The 19,565-nt window shown below is 60.3% G+C and carries 15 protein-coding genes and 2 pseudogenes; 5 read left to right on the top strand and 12 right to left on the bottom strand.

The window, feature by feature from the left end:
- Positions 1–128: 128 nt before the first annotated feature.
- Positions 129–1,715 carry an adenylate/guanylate cyclase domain-containing protein gene (locus NKJ73_RS19985; RefSeq protein WP_352570795.1) on the bottom strand — a complete coding sequence of 529 codons (1,587 nt, stop codon included), beginning with the start codon at positions 1,713–1,715 and terminating at the stop codon, positions 129–131.
- 321 nt (positions 1,716–2,036) lie between these two features.
- Between NKJ73_RS19985 and NKJ73_RS19990 the strand changes: the two are divergent.
- Positions 2,037–2,269, top strand: a pseudogene (locus NKJ73_RS19990) (hypothetical protein); the annotation flags it as partial.
- 116 nt (positions 2,270–2,385) lie between these two features.
- A pseudogene (locus NKJ73_RS19995) lies at positions 2,386–2,620 on the top strand (DUF6429 family protein).
- On the opposite strand, the gene NKJ73_RS20000 reads toward NKJ73_RS19995, so the two are convergent.
- The 4 genes from NKJ73_RS20000 to NKJ73_RS20015 form a co-directional block, all read right to left on the bottom strand.
- Positions 2,601–2,747, bottom strand: coding sequence for a hypothetical protein (locus NKJ73_RS20000; protein ID WP_352570797.1), 147 nt, complete (start codon positions 2,745–2,747; stop codon positions 2,601–2,603). The pseudogene NKJ73_RS19995 and the gene NKJ73_RS20000 overlap by 20 nt on opposite strands.
- A 202-nt stretch (positions 2,748–2,949) precedes the next feature.
- A complete protein-coding gene (locus NKJ73_RS20005) occupies positions 2,950–3,498 on the bottom strand; it encodes a class I SAM-dependent methyltransferase (RefSeq protein ID WP_352570799.1) in 549 nt (182 codons plus the stop codon).
- 124 nt (positions 3,499–3,622) lie between these two features.
- Complete coding sequence (locus tag NKJ73_RS20010; RefSeq protein WP_352570802.1) at positions 3,623–4,447, bottom strand: PA3715 family protein; 825 nt, start codon at positions 4,445–4,447, stop codon at positions 3,623–3,625.
- Between the two features lie 839 nt (positions 4,448–5,286).
- Positions 5,287–6,381, bottom strand: a complete 1,095-nt coding sequence (locus NKJ73_RS20015; protein WP_352570804.1) for an autotransporter domain-containing protein — start codon at positions 6,379–6,381, stop codon at positions 5,287–5,289.
- Between the two features lie 421 nt (positions 6,382–6,802).
- Between NKJ73_RS20015 and NKJ73_RS20020 the strand changes: the two genes are divergently transcribed.
- Together NKJ73_RS20020 and NKJ73_RS20025 are read left to right on the top strand one after the other, a co-directional pair.
- Positions 6,803–8,251, top strand: a complete 1,449-nt coding sequence (locus NKJ73_RS20020) for a caspase family protein (protein WP_352570806.1) — start codon at positions 6,803–6,805, stop codon at positions 8,249–8,251.
- 713 nt (positions 8,252–8,964) lie between these two features.
- Positions 8,965–11,514, top strand: a complete 2,550-nt coding sequence (locus tag NKJ73_RS20025) for a caspase family protein (RefSeq protein ID WP_352570808.1) — start codon at positions 8,965–8,967, stop codon at positions 11,512–11,514.
- A gap of 1,030 nt (positions 11,515–12,544) precedes the next feature.
- Here NKJ73_RS20025 and NKJ73_RS20030 read toward each other — a convergent pair.
- The 7 genes from NKJ73_RS20030 to NKJ73_RS20060 form a co-directional block, all read right to left on the bottom strand.
- Complete coding sequence (locus NKJ73_RS20030; RefSeq protein WP_352570844.1) at positions 12,545–13,249, bottom strand: GntR family transcriptional regulator; 705 nt, start codon at positions 13,247–13,249, stop codon at positions 12,545–12,547.
- Positions 13,250–13,351: 102 nt separating this feature from the next.
- Positions 13,352–14,092 (bottom strand): aspartate/glutamate racemase family protein, encoded by a 741-nt coding sequence (locus NKJ73_RS20035; protein WP_352570810.1) that lies wholly within the window; start codon positions 14,090–14,092, stop codon positions 13,352–13,354.
- A gap of 8 nt (positions 14,093–14,100) precedes the next feature.
- Positions 14,101–14,823 carry an ABC transporter ATP-binding protein gene (locus tag NKJ73_RS20040; RefSeq protein ID WP_352458640.1) on the bottom strand — a complete coding sequence of 241 codons (723 nt, stop codon included), beginning with the start codon at positions 14,821–14,823 and terminating at the stop codon, positions 14,101–14,103.
- A gap of 2 nt (positions 14,824–14,825) precedes the next feature.
- Positions 14,826–15,605 carry an ABC transporter ATP-binding protein gene (locus NKJ73_RS20045; protein WP_023678634.1) on the bottom strand — a complete coding sequence of 260 codons (780 nt, stop codon included), beginning with the start codon at positions 15,603–15,605 and terminating at the stop codon, positions 14,826–14,828.
- 4 nt (positions 15,606–15,609) lie between these two features.
- On the bottom strand, positions 15,610–16,584 hold the full coding sequence (locus tag NKJ73_RS20050; RefSeq protein WP_352570812.1) for a branched-chain amino acid ABC transporter permease: 975 nt from the start codon (positions 16,582–16,584) through the stop codon (positions 15,610–15,612).
- Between the two features lie 5 nt (positions 16,585–16,589).
- Entirely contained in the window at positions 16,590–17,456 is an 867-nt protein-coding gene (locus NKJ73_RS20055) for a branched-chain amino acid ABC transporter permease (RefSeq protein WP_352458638.1), read from the bottom strand.
- A 78-nt stretch (positions 17,457–17,534) separates the two neighbouring features.
- Positions 17,535–18,737 carry an ABC transporter substrate-binding protein gene (locus NKJ73_RS20060; protein WP_352458637.1) on the bottom strand — a complete coding sequence of 401 codons (1,203 nt, stop codon included), beginning with the start codon at positions 18,735–18,737 and terminating at the stop codon, positions 17,535–17,537.
- A 549-nt stretch (positions 18,738–19,286) separates the two neighbouring features.
- Here NKJ73_RS20060 and NKJ73_RS20065 point away from each other — a divergent pair.
- The coding region (locus tag NKJ73_RS20065; RefSeq protein WP_352570814.1) for a group II intron maturase-specific domain-containing protein at positions 19,287–19,565 on the top strand (279 nt) is incomplete at its 3' end.

Consider the following 19,565-nt stretch of genomic DNA (forward strand, 5'->3'; position numbering starts at 1 on the left):
GGCCCTGACGGCGCTGATGACCAATGAGGATGCGCGCGAACTCCTGGCCGGGACCCGGCGCGGCTGAACGGTGTTGAACCGGACTTTACTTGGCTGGCGACGGTCCAGTTTGGATCACGTTCAAGAACCTAAAATGCGGCGGGCTTGCTTCGGATGGTTAAGGCCAGGAGCGCCTCCGAAAGTCGTTTCTTCGCCCGCTCCACCCCGTTCTCGTCGATTGCCTCAACATCGAGGAACAAGTCGAGACCAGTCGCATGTTCGCTGATGACCTGAGGGCGCTGGGCGAGTTCACCCAGGAGGCCCTCGACTTCGTAAGGGACAACCTCCCGGCTGATCCCCTTCATGGCAATAGGGGCTAATGGACGCGCCCGGACAAGGTCGCGCACGAGCGCGTAAGTCTCATAGCTGAGGCAGATGCCGCCGGGCTCGGCAATCGACTGCAGCCGGGCCGCCAAGTTCGCCTCGGCTCCAATGATCGTGTAGTCCATCCGATCATCGGAACCGAAGTTCCCAACATTGCAATAGCCCGTGTTGATGCCCATGCGAGCTCGGAAGGGCCGTTCAACTCCGCGGTCATGCCACACCCTGTTCAACTGCTCCAGCCGACGCTGCATGTCGACAGCCATGCGCAAGCAGGCTCTCGCGTCTTCCTCGACGCCTTGCGTCTCGGGGTCTCCGAAGAAGACAAGAAGCGCGTCGCCGATGAACTTGTCGACGGTGCCGCCGTGTTTGAGCGCGATCGTCGACATCTCGGTGAAGTACTCGTTGAGGAGAAGCGTCAGGTCCTCGGGCTGGAGCCGTTCCACGATCGCGGTGAAATCCTTGACGTCGGAGAAAAAGATCGTGAGCTTCTTGCGCTCGGTCGCGATGGTGACGTCCTTCTGGCCGCTGAAGATGCTTTTGTAGATTTGAGGCGAAAGGTATTTCGCGATCTTCAATGAAATCGCGGCCAGGAAGTCGTTTGCCTCCGAAAGCTCCTTGTTGATGCCCTGAATCAACGCGGACTGCCGACGCTGCAGGAGAATGAACGTCAGGCCCGCCGCCGCCGCGAAACCGAAATATAGCAGCAGATACTTGAAGGTCAGCACGTTCGCAGCGATAGGCTGATTGACTGATATCTCCTGGATCCCTCGGACATCCCCTACCTTCCAGTCCGTCTTGGGGCTGTCCGGGTGTGAGTTATGGCAGGTCACGCACACTTGTCCCATTATGACAGGGGCCGCGGCGCGGACCTGCCGGTCAAACAGTGAGCCCGAGACTTCGATGATCGGCTCCTTCGGGTTGGCGCGCAAAGCCAAGATTGCATTCCGCTCGAACGCATCGAGCTGGTGGGGCGCGCGACCTTTGAAAGGCAGATCCGAGACGAACCGATATTTGACCGAGCCGTCATGAGCGCTGATGCGCTTGCCGAGTTCGATCGAGAGGGTTGCTGGAATAGGGATCGCGCCTGGCACGTCCCGGTAGTTGTGCGTCGCAGTCACGGCGCCGTTAGCTTGCAGCACGCGTCCCACGACGTCGCTGCCGTAGAATCCGCGCATTTCGTCGATGATGCGGCTGATTTCGCTGGCTTGCCTGCGCAGCATCCGTTCCGATAAGTCTCGGAGGTCGAGCCAGGCTGCGACGGGCAGACCGATAAGGCCGATGACCACTGCCGCCACCAGGAGCGGTCCCATGGTGCGCTGCTGACGCGCAATCTGTTCACCCAGTCCAGCCATTGTGCAGGCGCCCGGCCGTCTTAGTCTAGTATCTGAACTATAGCTCATTCCCGGCACGGTACCAGAGTCAGTCGTGGCTCGATGAAAACACGTCAGCCCTGCAAGGTCGGACCGACCTTGAGCGGTTGTTGCGAAGCCCCGACCCTCACAGCGGATTTCGCATTCTGGCGCTAGACGGACAGTGATCAGTGAAAGGCATGCCGCAACGTCGGTTGGAATGCGCTCCGCGATAACCGCTCAGGGGTCAAAAATTCACCTCTGGCAAGGTTGAGACTTCTGCGGTCGGAGAGCGGGTCGGAAAAGAAAGCGTCCCGCAAAACGTATCCGCGCTTCGGCCGCACTATGGAATGGGACCCTGCGGCGGGTGACGTGGCACTGGGCGCTGCCGGCGGCATGACGCGTACGCTGGACGGTCAGCCGCTCGCCTGCAGCGCAACCAGAGCGACGACGAGGATTTCGCCAATCCGCATTTCATTGCCAGCGGCAAGAGCTGCCACGGCCGCTTAGGCACCATGATGAACTCGGATCCCGTCCCGGCTCGTCCCCCCAAATGACGCCGTCGCGCATGCGACGCCTAGGTGAAGCATTTATTTTCAGGCGAACCGTTGCGCGAGGAATAACCCTACGGTGTGGATCGTGGCAGCGGCGCTTCGCGTGTTAAACTGCTTGCATGGAGATCGACACCGACAAGATCGAACGATGCCGTTATGGGCCTGCTTTGGCTGACGCTGCATGAAGACAGGCGCGCCTGGAAGGGGTTGGATTGGAATGCTCTGGATCGCTTGCACGAGAAGGGGCTGATCGCGCATCCGGCAAACAAGGCGAAGTCAGTGGTTCTGACAGATGAAGGACTGCGGCGTGCTGAGGAGCTATTCCGAACCCTGTTCACTCGCCCGGCGCCCTGAGCCAGAGCGCTGGACGGGCGCCTGCGAGCTGATAGCGCACATGGCTGAATTTCGACACCGGCGGCGCGCTGACCGCAGGCGGGACGGCCAGTGCTCTCGCCGTGACGGCCAAATTCGTCTGCGCCAACGGGCGCATCCAGTCTGTTAGTGGCAGAGAACACCGCAGCCGCGGCCCTCAATGTCAACGGCATTGGCGCGAAGTCCATCCGCAAAATGCTTTCTGCCGGCGAATCGGCGCTGCCCGAGCCGAGTTGCAGCCAGGCAGCGGGTCTGCGCCCGCTGCTGGTACATGGATGTTGAAGAGGCAGACTACCACAAGCAATGTGTCATCATGGCTGCGGATTTCCGAAGGCAGGTTTCTCAAGCACGAGCACATGACTACCAAGAGGCGATGTGTGAGTGCTCTTGACCTGGAACCCCTCGTCAGAAAGCGTTTCGATGAATTCGCCATCCGTTCCAGGCGGAACGCGGGCAACGACGTTTGAGGTGCGCCTCACAATGTTGGAAAGCACCCTTCGCGCCTTGCCTGGGCCGATGTTGCGCTGCATGTGCTGATAGACGGCCAGCAGCAGGACGATATCGTATTTCGGTAGAAGGATATTGCCGAGGCGTCGGCTGCCGAGATTCAGGCGATCGAACCGGGCATGTACCGGGGAGCCGCTCAATAACATTTTTGCAGTCTCGATGTGCGGCTTGGCGATGTCGATCCCGTGGATCGAGCTGGGTTTCAGCTTGGATATCTCATAGGCGACAACACCCATATTGCAGCCAACATCGAGAATGGATTTTCCGGCGTAGTCGACCCTTGCGGAGAATAGCCCGTCAAGTCTGTCGTCCCACGTTCCTGCAAAACCCCTTTTGAATCTTGACCACCACAAATCATCAGCTCCTTTGGGAAGAGCCCCCTTGAGCGCCTCCTACCACGAGAGAATTAATGGTCGATACCCTTTCAACTGGAATTGATCACATTGACGAACCAAGGCAGGGACGTGTGCGGCCGCGTCACAACCCCATCACCTTGAGTGCCGCGGGAACCGCATAGCGGCTGCCGTCATAGCGCATCCGGTAGGTCCGCTTCACAGGCTTGTCAGGATGGGACTGGCATTCGCCATTCTGGTCGGGGGAGGGATTATCGGTATTCGACCGCTCAACCGCGGTGATATCGTGATAGCCATGATGGCTCGCCGGGCTTATCGCCAGGCTGACCTGGCTGGAATGAAAGTATCCGGCGCAACTACCATCGCTATCGCCGCCAGAGCCGGCCACCACGAGGCCGTCGACCACCACGCGTAGCGTATCGCCGGTGAGAGCGTAGAGCCGCACGTCGGTTTCAGTGAAGGGAGCGGTCAGCGAATGGTGTGCCAGTTCGATGCTCAGGCCGAAGGCGGTTACCTCAGGGGCCAGTGGATAGCGGCCGGTGTCGAATTCCACCTTCTCGATGACAATCGCGTCATCGGTCATCAGACCGGGTTGGAGCAGGCGCTGGCGCACACGCAGCGTATTCCTGTCGACGACCAGAAGCTCGATATCGCCGACATGCAGGTGGTCGCCGTTAGCCCTGTCAATCAGCGGCACTGCGACCAACAGCAGGTCGACATGGGCGGGCCAAATCTTGCAGACCAGGCCAAATGGCGCTTCGCTCTCCGGGAGCGTTGAGGTGATGCTAGTATGAGGTTCAAGCGTGAACGAGGTGCCGTCGGCGCTCTTTCGGGCCTTGGGATAGGCCTGCTGCACCAGCGCGGCGGCATCGCCGCAATCGCCCGCCGCGGCCTTGGCGGGCGACAGGCTGGTCAGGCAGAGGAAGAAGACAGGCAACAGGATTCGCATGAGGTTCTCACGTCACAGCGCCGGATGCGGGCAGGCATGTCTACGCGAGATTGCTGGCGGCGCACAGGGGTGCGCGGAAAGTGCGGCTAACGAGGCCTCGATGAACTGCTGAATCGAGAGAGCTCGTTTGAGTTCCCTACGACGCATGCCCCCAGCGCTGAACCCGGTCATCCACGGACCGACTGTACTGGCAGATCAAGATGTGTGGCTGGGCCGGCCGCGGATCGAGCCCTTGTACCGCCCATGAACCGTTTCACATCGGCCCCCCTCCAAGCCGGCACCAGGCGCATTTGTCGCCAAGATAATCTCGACTAGAGGATTGCCTCTGGCGTCGGCAGCCTGAAAGAAAGCAAAGGCGCTCGCTTCCTTTCGAAGATGTAGGAGCTCGGCCTCCATACCCCTCGACCGAATTCCGTTAACGGGGCCAGTGCGCGGGTGCGGGCTGAGAAATGGGGTGCCGCTAAGGGGTTCGGAGCGACCGCTCGGCACACAAAGGCCGGGATACTGGCGACCCTATGGCGCCTTGGAAAAGCAGCACTGCCTCGGCGCGACCCCGGTTTGATCCGTCGTTGTGGCTGGGCTGGTTGGCTCGTGGGTTTCGCGCGGCCGACCGAGCGGAGCGACCAACGCGATGACGAGGATTCGCCAATCTGCATTTCATCGCCAGCGGCAAGGCCACCATCCGCGCTTAGCCACCCTGCTGGACCCGCTCCCGGGTCATCGCCCGCGCTATTGACCCAGCCGCATAAAAAGCATCCTGCCGCAGAATAGCTGATACGCAGTGGCGATGATCAGCTCTTTTGCTGGTCAGCCCAATTACCGGGATCCGAATCCCGAATTCAAAAGGCGATCTTCACACCCAGCTTGCCGCTGACGGTTGAACTGTCTTGAGACCACTTACCGCGAATTTCGCTGCTGAGCATTATCGATTGAGACATTTTCAGGTTGAAGCCGGACGACAGTGCAGCCGAAAAGTCCGCGTCGTCAAAGTCACTCTCTCTACCGTCGGCGCTTGCCGTGTTGGAATAGCCGAAGCGCTCCTGGATATCCAATCGCGCATAGGGGCTGATCACCATGCCATTGCCGAGCAGAAAATCAGCGTAGACTCCAGGTTCGAATTTGACTGCGCCAAACGACAACCGGCTCTTTCCATAGACAGTGTCAAAGCTGTCTGTGTATCCATCGCCGGTAAAGATGACGCCCAACAATCCGCCGCGGATGTCGAGTCGCACCCGATCGGTCAGGTTGAAGATGCGACCAATTGAGCCTGTCAGTGCATAGCCCTGTGTGTCGTAGCTGCCGAAAGTGCGTCCCGCCCTTTCGATGTCGGTGTTCCCAAGGAACGCAGATGCTGCCACGAGCGCATAACTTGTGCCGCGTCGAATGAGCCCGTAGCCGCCGAACATCCCACTTCTGTTGGTTGCTTCACCCTCCCCGATGAACCCGAATGCATCGGAATCGACTTTGGCCGAGGCATACCCGGCGAACAGGCCGAGGTTCAGCCCATGCTCGCTGCCGAATCCAAAACGCTTTGCGGCATTGAAGTCGACGCTGATGGCAGCGGAGAATTCATCTACGCGGAAGCTCGGCCCATCAAGGACGCCCAAGCTATTCGAAATCGAGAAGCCGTCATGTTCCGTGCGAGCCAACTGACCGGAAGCGAAAACACCGAACGGCGTCGACTGAGCGAGCGGAACCCCGTTCGCGAGGCCGACGTCCGCTTCGACTACGCTGTCAACTACATCACCAAGCGCCCCCAAAGACGTGTCGACAATTACGCTGTTGGTCGCACCTCCAAGATAGCAGTTCGTGTCCAGAAAGATGCCCTCACTGTCGATAATGCAGGCGCTTGCCTGAGAAGGCAGCAAGATCAATGCAGCGGCAAACGAGAACATGCCCGCTGCGCATAAGCGCCGAGCGAAGCTTTCCTTCATTGTCCTTTCCCCTCTTAACTACAAAGCTAATGTAATAAGGGATGCGATACGCAGAAGATCCTCAATGCAATATCTGGCTGTGGCAGCGTGGGTGCAACATATTGCACCGGCGCTGGCAAGAGTGTAGCAGGTTCTCGCCGCTCGGGATATGGGTTTCGCACATTGCTCGATTTCTGCTTGCTAGAACCTGCGGCGGAGCTTGCCGACCGGATCTGTCGATTGCACGCGCCAGCGCTACTTTGTCGGATGAGCACTGCGTCCAGAAAGCGGGCTAGCACCACCCTTGCGCTTTCTTTGAGGTGATTTCTGGTGTAAAAAACCGCTGCACTCCGAGACATAAGTTTCACGCGCAAGAGTAGCGTGAGCCGGTTCGATACTTCGACGACTCCGAGATTGTCGCATGCTGAAACGAGCCTGTTACATGACCCACAGTCCCTTCCTGCGCATCACAATGGTTCTGCTGGTGGCACTGGTTGGATCGGTACGCGCTCAAGCGGCGGTCGAAGATGAACCAACGCCACAGTCAAGCAAGCGGCTCGCCATTGTCATCGGCAACTCCGATTACCAAAGTGTTCGTCTCCCACACTTGCCCAATGCGGTGAACGACGCCACAAGGCTTTCCGAAAGCCTGGGACGGCTGAATTTTGATGTGCTGCTGGGAGTGGATCTCTCCCTTGCCGGTTTCGGCAAGCTCTTTCGCCAGGCCGATGGCAAGCTTGTGGGCGCCAGCGCGGTGCTGATTTTCTACGCCGGGCATGGCGTGCAGCTTCAGGGCGAGAATTACCTGCTGCCGGTCGACACGCCCGATCCTGAAACCATCGGGGAACTGACTGCGAAAGCAATCAAGCTCAACGACCTGATCGCACGATTCTCAAGTCGGGAACGGCAGACCTTCATTTTCCTCGACGCGTGCCGAAACAACCCGATGGGCAAAGGCCCAAGCGTAATGGATGGGCTTGCGCAGGTCGAAGTGGGCGAAAACACGTTTGTTGCCTTTGCAACCCAGCCAGGCAACATCACGGCGGACGGCTCGGGAGACAACAGCCCGTTCACTACAGCCCTGTTGAAGAATGTCGAGATCCCAGGGCTCAGCATTTCGGACATGATGATCCGCGTGCGCAACGAGACTGAAGCACTCACTGTCGGTCGTCAGGTCCCGTGGGATCAGTCCAACCTTCGCGAGCAGTTTTACTTCACCGAGCAGCAAGTGCTCGACCCGGCTCAGTTGAGCGCCAGCTTGTCGCGTATCCTGTCGGATCCTGTCGCGAAGCAAAGACTGCAGGTAGAACTTGCTTCCAACGACTTGCAGACTGCGGTGATTATCGTGGGACAGACTTTACGATCGGTGGACGCTTCGGCGCCATCCGGCGCTTCAGCCGATGCGGTCGGTACGGAGACTGCCAGCCTCGAAGGGGCCCGGAAAAGTGTGATCTCCGGTCTTGAAACATTGATCGTTGGCACGCAGGCTGATGCGACGAAGCCTGAAAAAAAAGCCGAGCTCGTACGCAGTGTCCAGACAGAGTTGCGCCGCCTAGGTTGTTATCGCATGACCGTCGACGGAGATTGGGGCAAGGGCTCGCTCCATGCTCTCAGCAGGTATTACACGAACACCAAGCGAATACCGTCGGCCTCCGAGCCGACCGTTGAACTTCTGGGGGAGCTCTTTTTGCACTCCGGCCGCGTCTGCAAAGACCCTGTGACCGTACCGCAGAGGCCCAGGCGAGCAAGTGTCGCCTCAGATGTCGCGCCCGTGCGGAAAAAGGGTGCTCCCAGCCGAAAAAATCCCAGAAACTCGCAGCCGCAATCCTCGCCTCCCGCAGCTGCTCCTCCCGATATCAATGGCGGAATTGGGATTGGCGGCGTTTTCTAGAGAAGCCATTGTTCCACGCGTACCCTTCTTGTCACGCGACCACAGCATGGCGTGATTTGGGCCCGCCTGCCGCAGCTAAGCAACCTGGCTCGTACCGATCGCTGTTCCGGCGAGCCGTTCCGCGTATATGAACGCGATTGTCTGGTGAGGTCTTCCGGACCGGAGAAGGTTGGATACGAGTTCCTCCCCCTCCGCCATACACTCGGACCCAACAATCTTGCCTCGGCTCGATGGTGCACGAACCGCGCAGAACCGCCGGGCTTTTCAATTCTAGCTGCCGGGACAATCGTCAAAATGCCGCTTCGCTGGGCAACGGGAACGAGTTTGCTTACGACGGCCGCCGTAGTGCTCAATCCGGTCGACTGTACTAGCGAGATATGGTTTGGCGCGGGCGCGGGTCCAGCTCTGTGTCGCCGTGAACTGTTCGTGACCCGGATTCGATCCGTCGCTGTGCTTGAACTGGCAGGCTCGCAAGTCGCGCGTGGCCGACCGAGCAGAGCGCCAGGGATCGGAAGAGCACGCCTGGAGGTGTGACAGACGTTGCAGACACTCGGTCCCTGATGTAATTTAGCATTCGATCAAGTGAGGAATATGCCCGCTGTCGCGACGGCTTTTCTCTCTTTCTGTCTCGGCAGATTGCATGCTCTCTGACGGACCTTGCTAGCACATGCCGTGTTCTTGTGGGCGAGGCAATAGCGTTCAAGGGAATTGCCATGCTCCGACTTTGCGGAATCGTCGCAGCCTTCCTCCTCGCGAGCTTCATCACCTTTGACGCTTGCGCCGACCGAAGGGTCGCTTTTGTCATCGGCAATTCGGACTACCGACAATTCCCCGCTCTCAAGAACCCGGCCAGGGATGCCGAGGACGTATCCAAAACGTTTCGACTGGCCGGTTTTGAGGTCTTCGTCGCAAGCGATCTGACCAAGCTGCAGTTCGAGGAGCAGTTTCGCAACTATCTGGCCGCGGTCGACGGCGCCGACCTAGCCGTGGTCTACTATTCCGGTCACGGCTTCCAGATCGGCGGCGAAAACTTCCTGATCCCGGTCGATGCCTCCTTGAAGCAGGCGGCAGACATCGAAGTCCAGACCGTCAAACTCAACGATGTGCTGGAACAGTTGCGTTCGAAATCGAAGATCCAGGTGATCATCCTCGATGCCTGCCGCAACAATCCGTTCCCACGCAAGAATTACTGGCTGAGAGACCAGCTCATTACCGCCGGCAATACCGGGCTCGCACAGGTGAGAAGCTCGCTCAATACCCTGATTGCCTTTGCCACCGAACCCGGGGCGGCGGCTTATGACGGCGCCGGCGAACTCAGCCCGTTTTCGGCAGCGTTTTCCCGTCGCGCGCTGGCCCCGAATCAGGAGATCCGCACCGTAATGGCGGCGGTGCGCCGCGATGTGGTGGAAGCCACAAACGGCCTCCAGGTTCCCTGGGAGAACTCGTCGCTGATCGACGAGGTCGTGCTAATGCGCCGCAGCAATCGCCCCTCGCTGCCGCCCGTACTGGAGAAGGTCGTGCTGTCAGGAGTCGGACCCGTCGACTTGGGGCTGCCTGAACCGGTCGATGTCGATGGCGGTACGATTACCCTGAGCATCGAAAGACCGCCCGCCCTGGGGCGTTTGATGCTGGACGGCAAGCCTGTCGAGGTGGGCGTGCCGATCCAAGGCAAGGATTTGCCGCGTCTGCAGATGGATGTTCCCAAGGGTGTCGCTGCACAGGAAGAGGTGGATATGCTGGCCTATGCCACGCACGACAACTGGGGCGGCCAAACCCAGGGCATCGTGGTATTTCGGGTCAAGAGCGGCGAAGGTGCGCAAGGCGAACAGATCATGGCCTCGCTCGAAGCCGAGCAGAAGGAACAGGTGCTGGAGCGTGGCATCCATATCGCCGGTGCGGCCGAGGCGATCGAAAACCGCGACATCGATGTTCCCGTGGGCGTCGGTCCGGTTGCGCTGAACCTGGACTTCCCGACCGATGATCCCGCGGTCAGCCTGAAAGTTTCGGGTTATCCGGCAACGGGAACGCTCTCGCTGCCCGATCGAACCTTGGCGCCCGACTCGAGCCTGAGGTCCGGTGAAGTCGACCGGCTGCGCTACGAACCCCAGATCGGCGCCGAAGCCACGGTCGAGGTTGGCTTCGAAATCCGGGCGGACAGCAGATCATCCAAGCCCGCCACAATGAAATTATCGCCAACAGTGGATCCGTGCGATACGGCAGCCGGCGAGCCTCTCGACCTGCAAGGCGTCGTCCCCGGCCTGCTCCCAAATGAAATTGGCGCCAGCGCGGTGGAGGTTTGCGAAGCCGCGGTCAAGGCTTATCCCGATGTCGCGCGCTTTCGCTATGAACTGGGACGCGCGCTCCTTGCGGCAGGCAAGGTCCAGGAGGGCAGGACAGCCATCGAGGAAGCCGCCAAGAAGGGACACGTCCGTGCCGTGTTCGAGCTCGGCTACATGTATGCGACCGGAACCGGAATGGCCGTCGACCGCGCACAGGCCAACGCGCTTTACGCGGCGGCGTCCGACAAGGGGGATCCCTATGGCATGACGTCGTGGGGTCGCGCCTTGTTCAATGGGTATGGCGTCAAACCTGATACCAGCAAGGGTTTGGACCTGCTGCTCAAGGCAGCGGCGATGGGGCACACCTATGCAATGAACGATCTTGCCGCAATTTTCACCGAGGGCCGCAACGGCGTGACCGCCGATCCGGCCCGCGCCGTTGCCTTCCTGGAGGCCGGCGTCCAGCGGCAGGACATGTATTCGATGAACCTGCTCGGCCGCAATTACTTGTCTGGGCAGGGCGTTCAGAAGGACCCGAAAGAGGCGCTGGCGCTTTTTCAGAAGGCAATCGATCTCGGCCAGCCCTACGCTCCGGGCAGCCTCGCACGCATGTATCGGGACGGTGTCGACGTGGAACGGAACCTAGCGGAAGCGCAAAGATTGTTCGAAATTGGGATCGCGCGGGGCGATCAGTTCGCAGCTTACGATCGCGCGGCCCTCGAATTGCAAAAGGGCGACAAGGCCGATCAGGCCATTGCAGTGCGTTTCCTTGCGTTTGCGGTTGCGCTCGACCTGCGCAAGGAACTGCCGGATGCCCAAAGGACGCTGGCAAAATTCGGACCGAAGCCGAAAACGGCGGCGCTGAAGCAGCTGCGCCAGGAACTGAAATCGAAGATCCCCGGGTCCGGTTCACTCGACACTCAACTGGTTCGCGCGGCCAGACGAGTCTGGGAAGAAGCCAATCCGCGTCGGGACTTGTTTTGATCAAGGAGGAGGCAATGGTGGAAAGGGCATTGAAGCGAGCAATCATCGGAACAACGCTATCCGGCGTCCTGGCGGGCCTCATGGGCTGCAATTCTCTGACACCCAAATTTGAACCGACGGCGCTGGTCGGCACGCCCCCGCCGAAGGTCGTTCGCAGGGTTCCTCCGCCAAAGGTCGTCAAGCCCGCTCCCAAACCCAGGGCCGCCAAGAAAGTGATTATACCGGTTGAAGAGGAGCCTGTTCCTGCGCCTGTCATCATTCCTCCTTCGGGCGGGAGCGGCGGGAGCGGAGGCGGGGGAGGCGGCTGGGGGGGGTGATCAGGTCAGGGTGTGAGGGCCAAAGAAGGATCGCACGACCGTAGCGTTCCGTGGCCTTTGATCGATTCAGGAGGACCAGTAAGGCACCGCCGGACGAAACGGGCGGCAAACAAATATGTTCAACCTACCGCCACCGCGCCACACCTCGACTGTACCAGATGTTCCGGTTCCTGAACCAGGAGGTTGCGCCATTTCCTGACGCCTAAGAAAGAGACACAAAGTCCGGATCGGCACATATTGTCATTCGCAATGTCGTCCCGCTGGATGCTTGCCCAGCTGACCTCGACTCGCACGTTGCCAAAGCGCTTCTTTCACCTCACATGTCTATTTCCGCGCTGTCGCCGTTATCATGCCCACCTGAAGCGACATGGAGCCGTCCACCACGAACTGCTGCCATTGCGCAGATGTCCCGCTCGAGCGCATCGCGTTTCACCGGGTCGGCTTGAGCGACCAACACGCGCTTTATGATTGCTTCAAGCTCTGATCGGGCGCGTTGCCCGACCGGCTCGTTGTGCGGGAGGGACTGATTTGACTCTATGGCCCAGCAGGAGCAGTGGCAGCCGGAGGGCAGCGCCGCGGGACTCTACGAGCGCTACCATTATGACGGCAGGAACGAACAAGCAGTAGTAGTCATGGACCGAAGCTATGCCTTCAATCACGCCCAGCATGGCGCGGACATAGGCGAACTCCCGCGAAAGATTTGACAGCGCAGATCAGCGCAAGATGTCCGACAGGCTGTCGGGCTTCTTCTCGCCAAGCGTCAGATCAAGGCCCGATAGCAGGTCGATGAGATGGCTTCGCATCAGGTCGGACGCGTCTTTTGCGTCATGTTTTTCGATGGCATCGACAAGGGCGTGATGGGCCTGGCTTTCGCAGGTGGTGTCGCGGCGGCGCCAGTAGAGCGCGATGATCAGCGACGACCGCGACAGCAGGTCTTTGACGAAGCCGGTTAGGATCGAATGGCCGGCGATTTCGGCGATGCCGACATGGAATTTTGCCGACAGCATAATGGCGTCGCTGTCGCGGCCGGCATGCAGGGCCTCGTGCTCTTTTTCGAGATGAAGCCGCAGTTGCGCGATCTCGGCCGGCTTTGCCACGTCGGCGGCAAGCGCCGCGACCTTGGGCTCGATCAGCGCCCGCGCTTCGAACACCTCGCGCGCTTCCTGCTTGGTCGGCTGGGCGACGAACGCACCGCGGTTCGGCTCGAGCCGGGCCAAGCGGTCATGCGACAGCGCCTGCAGCGCCGCGCGTATCACCGCGCGGCTCACCGAATAGATCGAGGCGAGTTCGTCCTCGGGCAGTTTTGTACCCGGTGCGAGGCGGTGGCTGACGATGGCGTCGCGCAGGCCGGCATAGACCGGAAACCAGCGCATCGCCGGTTTGCCGTCATCCCGTGTCTTTGGTCCAAGCAGGTCCATCGTCTCATTGTCCTGGCGGCCGGATCGCATAGCGGCGCGAACACCGCGTTTCAGGCCGGACATCGAACATCCTGTGCGGGAATGTCAACAAATTTGCACGCATCAGGATACACGGCCGGAGGGCGAAAAGGACGCAAAGATTCCGGTGAAGGATTTTTCGAGTGGAACCTGATAGCCGCCGCGCTTCGAAGTCGACAGGCCAAGGCCGACGAGGCTCTCGCAGAGTTTTACTGCGCAGGCGACGCCGTCGAGCACGGGAAGGCTATGTTCGCGGCTGAGCGCAGCGGCGAGATCGGCCATGCCGGCGCATCCCAGCACAATCGCTTCGGCCCCGTCGTCGCGGACGGCGCACTCGATCTCCTCAGAAATTCGATGGCGGGCGTTGGAGCCAAGCACTTCGAGCTCCAGAACGGGAACGTCGCTTGCTCGCACCCTGGCGCAGCGGCTGGCGAGGCCGTAGCGCACCAGATTGTGCTCAATCGCCGGCACCGAACGCGACAGCGTCGTCACGACGCTGAACCTGCCGGCAATCAGGCTCGCCATGTGAAACGCCGCTTCGCCGATGCCGACCACCGGCATCTCCCCGACGCAGCGCGCCGCGTCTAGGCCGGTGTCGTCGAAGCAGGCGATGACGCAGGCGCTCGCCGCCGGATGTTTTTGGATCTCGCCGATCATTCCCGGGATGGCGAAGACCTCGTCGAAATAGCCTTCTATGCTCGGCGGCCCATCCTTCGGATTGGCCGCGATGATCCTGGTGCCGGCCGAAGCCGCGCCGCGTGCCGCCTTGCCGATCTTCTCGGTCATGGACGCGGTGGTGTTGGGATTGACGACGAGTATGTCCATTTGCGCCTTCATATTTCGCCGCCGAGATAGAGTTTCTTGACCCGGTCGTCGCCAAGCAGCTCAGCCGAATATCCGGCCAGCGCGATCGTTCCGGTCGTCAGTGCGTAGGCGCGCTGCGAGATGCGCAGCGCCATGCGCGAATTCTGCTCGACCAGCAGCACGCTGACCTTTTCGTCGCGGTTGATCGCGACGATCGAGCGGGCGATGTCCTGCACGAGCTTCGGCGCGACGCCGAGCGAGGGTTCGTCGAGCAAGAGCAGCTTCGGCTTGGCCATCAGCGCCCGCCCGATCACCAGCATCTGCTGTTCGCCGCCGCTCATCGTGCCCGCCGTCTGCGAATAGCGTTCCTTCAGGCGCGGAAAACGCCCGAGCACCATGTCCAGCGTCCTGGCGATGTCGGCCTTGTCGGTGCGGGTGAATGCGCCCATCATCAGATTGTCGCGCACGGTCATGTAGGAAAAGACGCGCCGGCCCTCCGGCACCATGGCGATGCCCATCCTGACCAGCTCGTCCGGCCGCGTTTTGTCGATGCGGCGGCCCTGGAAATGGATCTCGCCGCTGCGGACTTTTTTCAGGCCGGTGATGGCGCGCAGGATTGACGATTTGCCCGCGCCGTTTGCGCCGATCAGCGCTACCGTCTCGCCCTCGTTGACGTTGAGCGACACGCCCTTCAGCGCATAGACGTGGTCGTAGTAGAGTTCGACATTGGAGACGCTCAGCAGTTCGCTCATGGCTAAAATCCGATCGTCTCGTCTTCGGCGCCGAGATAGGCTTCGATGACCTTTTCGTTCTCCTGGATTTCTTTCGGCGTTCCCTCGGCGATTTTGACGCCGAAGTTCAGGACGACGATACGGTCGGAAATGTTCATCACGGCGGGCATGTCGTGCTCGACGAGTAGCACGGTCACGCCGCGTTTGCGGACGCCGCGCACCATTTTCACCGCACGCACGGTTTCGTCGTGGTTCATGCCGGCAAAGGGTTCGTCGAGCAGGAGCACGGTCGGGTTGGTGGCGAGGCCGATGGCAATCCCCAGCGCGCGCAGATGCCCGTGCGGCAGCGTGCTCGCGATCTCATGCCGTTGCGCGCCGAGATCGAGGAAGTCGATGATCTCGTCGGCGGATCGCCCGAATTCGGCCTCGTCGCGCCGCGCTGTAGTCGTGCCGAGATAGAAGCCGGCAAGGGTGGCATTGGAACGCAGGTGATGTGCGATGATGACGTTGTCGCGCACGGTCATGCCCTTGAAGATCGTCGTCTCCTGGAATGTGCGGACGACGCCCTTCCGGGCGACGATATGCGGCGCCAGGCCTGAAATCCGCTGTCCGCCAAACAGCACCTCGCCCGAGGTCGGACTGAGGAAAGAGGAAATCAGCTTGAACAGCGTTGATTTGCCGGCGCCGTTGGGACCGATCACGGAGAGGATTTCGCGTTCGCGGACGGCGAAGGAAACATTGTTGACCGCGACCAGCCCGCCGAAGCGTTTGGTCACTGCCTTGATCTGGAGAAGCTCGGTCATGGTCCTAGCCCTGCTTCTTGCCGAACAGCCGGAGGCTGAGCAGGCCGTTGGGAAGGAACAACATCAGCGCGATCAGCACCGACGAGAAGATCAGCAACTGGAACTCGCCGGTCTCGAACAGGAAATCCCAGCCGAAATAGAGCACGAAGGTGCCGATCATCGGCCCGAAGACATAGCTGAGCCCGCCGAGGAAGCAGTTCAGCATGAAATTCACCGAGTCCGTGACGGTGAAGCTGGACGGATAGATCGACTGCGAGATGGCGACGAACATCGCCCCGCCGAGACCGCCGAGGAACGAGGAGATGGCGTAGGCGATGACGCGCAGATAGGCGATGTTGACGCCGATCGAGGAGGCCAGTTCCTCGTTCTGCTGCAGCGACTGGCAGAGCTTGCCGATGCGCGAATGGACAAGGCGGTAAAGCCCGGCAAAGCACAGCACCATCAGCACCACCGAGACGAGATAGAACGCCGGGCGTGGATTGGCGAGCGTCGCGAAATCGGGAAGGATGGTCAGGCCGACGATCGAAATGCCGCCGGGGAGCGGAATGCTCACCATGCCCTTGGCACCGTTGGTGATCGGCAGCGCCAGCGCCAGCAGCCGCGCTACTTCGGTCAAAACCAGTGTGACCATGGCGAAATAAACGCCGCGGAGCCTGAGGATGGGCAGTCCGATCAGCACGCTTGCAGCGGCGCAGAACAGCCCGGCCAGCGGCAGTGTCAGCCAGAACGACACACCATACTGGACGACAAGGATAGCCGAAACATAGCCGCCCATAAGCGCGAAGGCACCCTGGCCGATATTGATGCGGCCGATGTAGAAGGTCACCCATACGCCGGCGCTGGCGATACTGAGCAACGCGACCGAGGTCAGCGTATAGTAGAGGTCGAGCCGACCGGTCGCCTCGATCAGCCAGGGCACGCCGATGAGTACGACCAGCAGGAAGACAGCGACGCCGAGGATGTTGCGTGTACGCTTCATGTCCATCACCCCCACGGCTTGCCCATGAGCCCGTTCGGACGGATGCTGAGGAAGACCATCAGCGCGGCGAAGATGACGAGATAGGTAACGTCGCCATAGTGGCGTAGCACTGTCAGGCCGACCGATTCCATCATGCCGAGGATGAAGCCGCCGGCGATTGCTCCGCTGACGACGCCGGCCCCGCCGATCATCACCATCAAGAACGCCTTGATCGAGATCGGCCCGCCGATGCCCGAATTGACGCCGGTGATTGCGACCAGCAGCCCGCCGACTATGCCGGCAAGCATGGCGCCAAGCGCAAAGCCGATCATCGAATAACGGTCGACCTCGACGCCCATAAGCTGCGCCGCGACCCGGTCCTGCGCCAGGGCCCGCATGGCGCGTCCCGGCTTGCTGTACTGCATGAAAAGCACGAAGGATGCGATGAACAGTATGGCAAGAGCGCCGACCAGCAGCCGGTCGTAAGGCATTATGAGGCTGTCGGAGACGAAGACGCCGTTGACGATCTTCGGCACGCCGCGCTGCTTTTCACCGAACAGGAGGAGGATCACGGCGTCGAGGAAGAATGCGACCGCCGCCGCGAGAAGCATCGTACTTTCCTCCCGCACGCTTCGCTTGATCACCGTTCTGAAAAGGAATTTCTCGACCAGCGCTCCAATGACCAGCAGCGTGATCCCGGACGCAACGAGCGCGACGACGAAAGGCATGCCGAGCTGGCCATAGACGGTGTAGGTGATGAAGCCGCCGAGAACGTACATCTGCCCATGGGCAAAGTTGAGCACGTTCATCAGCGCGAAGATCAGGGTCAGACCGAGCGCGATCAAGGCGTATTGCGCGCCAAGATAGAGCCCGTTGGCGATGACTTGTTCCATCAGGATGGTTCCCCGGCCATTCAGAGGCTCAAGACGAATGCACGAGCCTCTGCGGCAATCCGCTTCAGTGCAGTTGCATCAATCGACTTGGGCGACGAAGAGTGTCTCGAACTTGCCGTCGCGGTATTCGGTGACCACCATCGGGACCGAAAGCTGGCGCTTCTGGCCGAACGACGTCATTCCGACATAGGTTAGCTTGGCATCGTCCTTCAGGTAGGGATTGGGCGCCGAGAAAGTGTCGATCGTCTTCTTGAACTCCTCGACATTGTCGATGGCGGCCGGGTTCGCCTTCAGCGTCTCGATGATGTATTCAAGCGCGTAGACCTTGGTGTTGGACTCGTCATTGTATTCGCCGAACATTTTCGTATAGCGGTCGACGAACTCCTTCATCATGTCGGACGCGATTTCCGGCGTCGATGCGCCGCCGACTGAGATGAAGCCGTTGGCCAACTCGCCCGCGCCCTCTTCCAGCACCTTGGCATCCTGCGCCGTTTCGGTGGAGATCAGACCTTCGTAGCCGAGCTCGCGCGCGGCGCGGATCAGCAGCGGCGCATTGCCGGGCGCGACACCCGAAAGCACCAGCAGGTCCGGTTTTTGCAAAACGATCGGCGTCAGTACCGGCGTGAAATCGCGGGTATCGTTTTGGTAGACGTCCGTGGCAGCCACAACCTCAAGCCCGAGCGCCTTTGCCGCGGCAACACCGCCATCCCGCTGGCTCAGCGGATCGGATTCGTTGGCGGCGACAAAGGCAACTTTTTTCACGCCCCTGTTTTCCATGAGATATTTGTAGATCGCCGGAGCTGACTGGTAGTTGGCGATCATGCCGAGCACGGCGTTAGACGCCGGCGGGGTGTAGAGTTCCTTCGGGAATGCGTAGGGAAAATAGATGATGCCCTTGGATTCAGCCACGGGACGCACCGCCGCCGCGCCGTCGTCGACATTCGGACCGACCACATAGTGGATGCCCTCCTGGGCCATCTTCTCCATGCCGGCGATCGCCCGCTTCGGGTCCTTCTGGTCGTCGAAGGTGACGATTTTGATGTCGTAGGTCTCGTCACCGATCTTCACACCGCCGGTTTCGTTGATCCAGGCGGCGCGCGTCTGCATCGAGCGCACGTTGGATGTGCCCCACGCAGCGGCCGCGCCACTCGTCACGCCGACAAAGCCGATCTTGAGTTCCTTGTTGGCGGCGTGCACCGCGATTGTACCGCCGGCCATGATTGCTAGCGCGAAGACGGCGCCGCGCGCCGCGGATGTGATTATTGAACGTCTGTTGATCATTGTTCTTTCCCCTTTGGAGGCCGCGCATTGTTGCGACAGAACTCGACCGATACGCGGACTCTTGTAAGTGAAGGCTCAAATCAATTGCCTGTCAACAAAACTTTTTCCGATTGTTAACAATCTTGTGAGCAGTCGTAGATGAAGGACGTAAGGATTCGAATCGGCCTCGAATTCGGGTAGCGCTGGCATTTGTTGGGGCGTATTCATTCGGCTGCCATTTCCCCCTACGGCTGGGAAGCACAATGAACATGCCGATGCCGGGAACGTCGGCGGGAAGATAGGGGCGGGAGCGGGCTCTCAGCCAGGCTGGTTTATCTCTCGCCCTACGCAGCTGGGTTCCGCTGGTTCGTTCGCTCGTCTGGAATCTCGCATTCGTTCGAATTGTGCTGCTTTTGCTTGCGTCACTCTGGCCCGAGCTATAGTGCCCGCACCCCGAGCGCCATCACACGGCGAGATCCCCTTCCACCTATTCTCTGGAAGATCGACCGGAAAGGATCGTCAGCGGCCCGCTTGACGCAACGGCCATCGAAGAAGAGCATCAGGCGCGCTGTGGAGAACATCCACGCGCTGACCGACCGAAAGGGTATATGGCAAGAGACCACATTGTTGGTAGCGAAGGTAAACCGGATGCTGCGCGGATGGGCGAACCACTTCTCGTTAGGAACCACCAGCAAGGCATACCGGGCACTCGACAGTTACACTGCAGTGCGGTTGCGCCGGTGGCTGCGTTCCAAACACAAGACAGTTGTGTGCGTCAAGTTCTGCAAAATGGCGTGGCATTGCGGTGACGTCGGCGTGTCCGCCGCGCAGCCCCCGTGTTTAGCGGAG

Source organism: Mesorhizobium sp. M0074 (assembly GCF_040322975.1).
Taxonomy (GTDB): domain Bacteria; phylum Pseudomonadota; class Alphaproteobacteria; order Rhizobiales; family Rhizobiaceae; genus Mesorhizobium.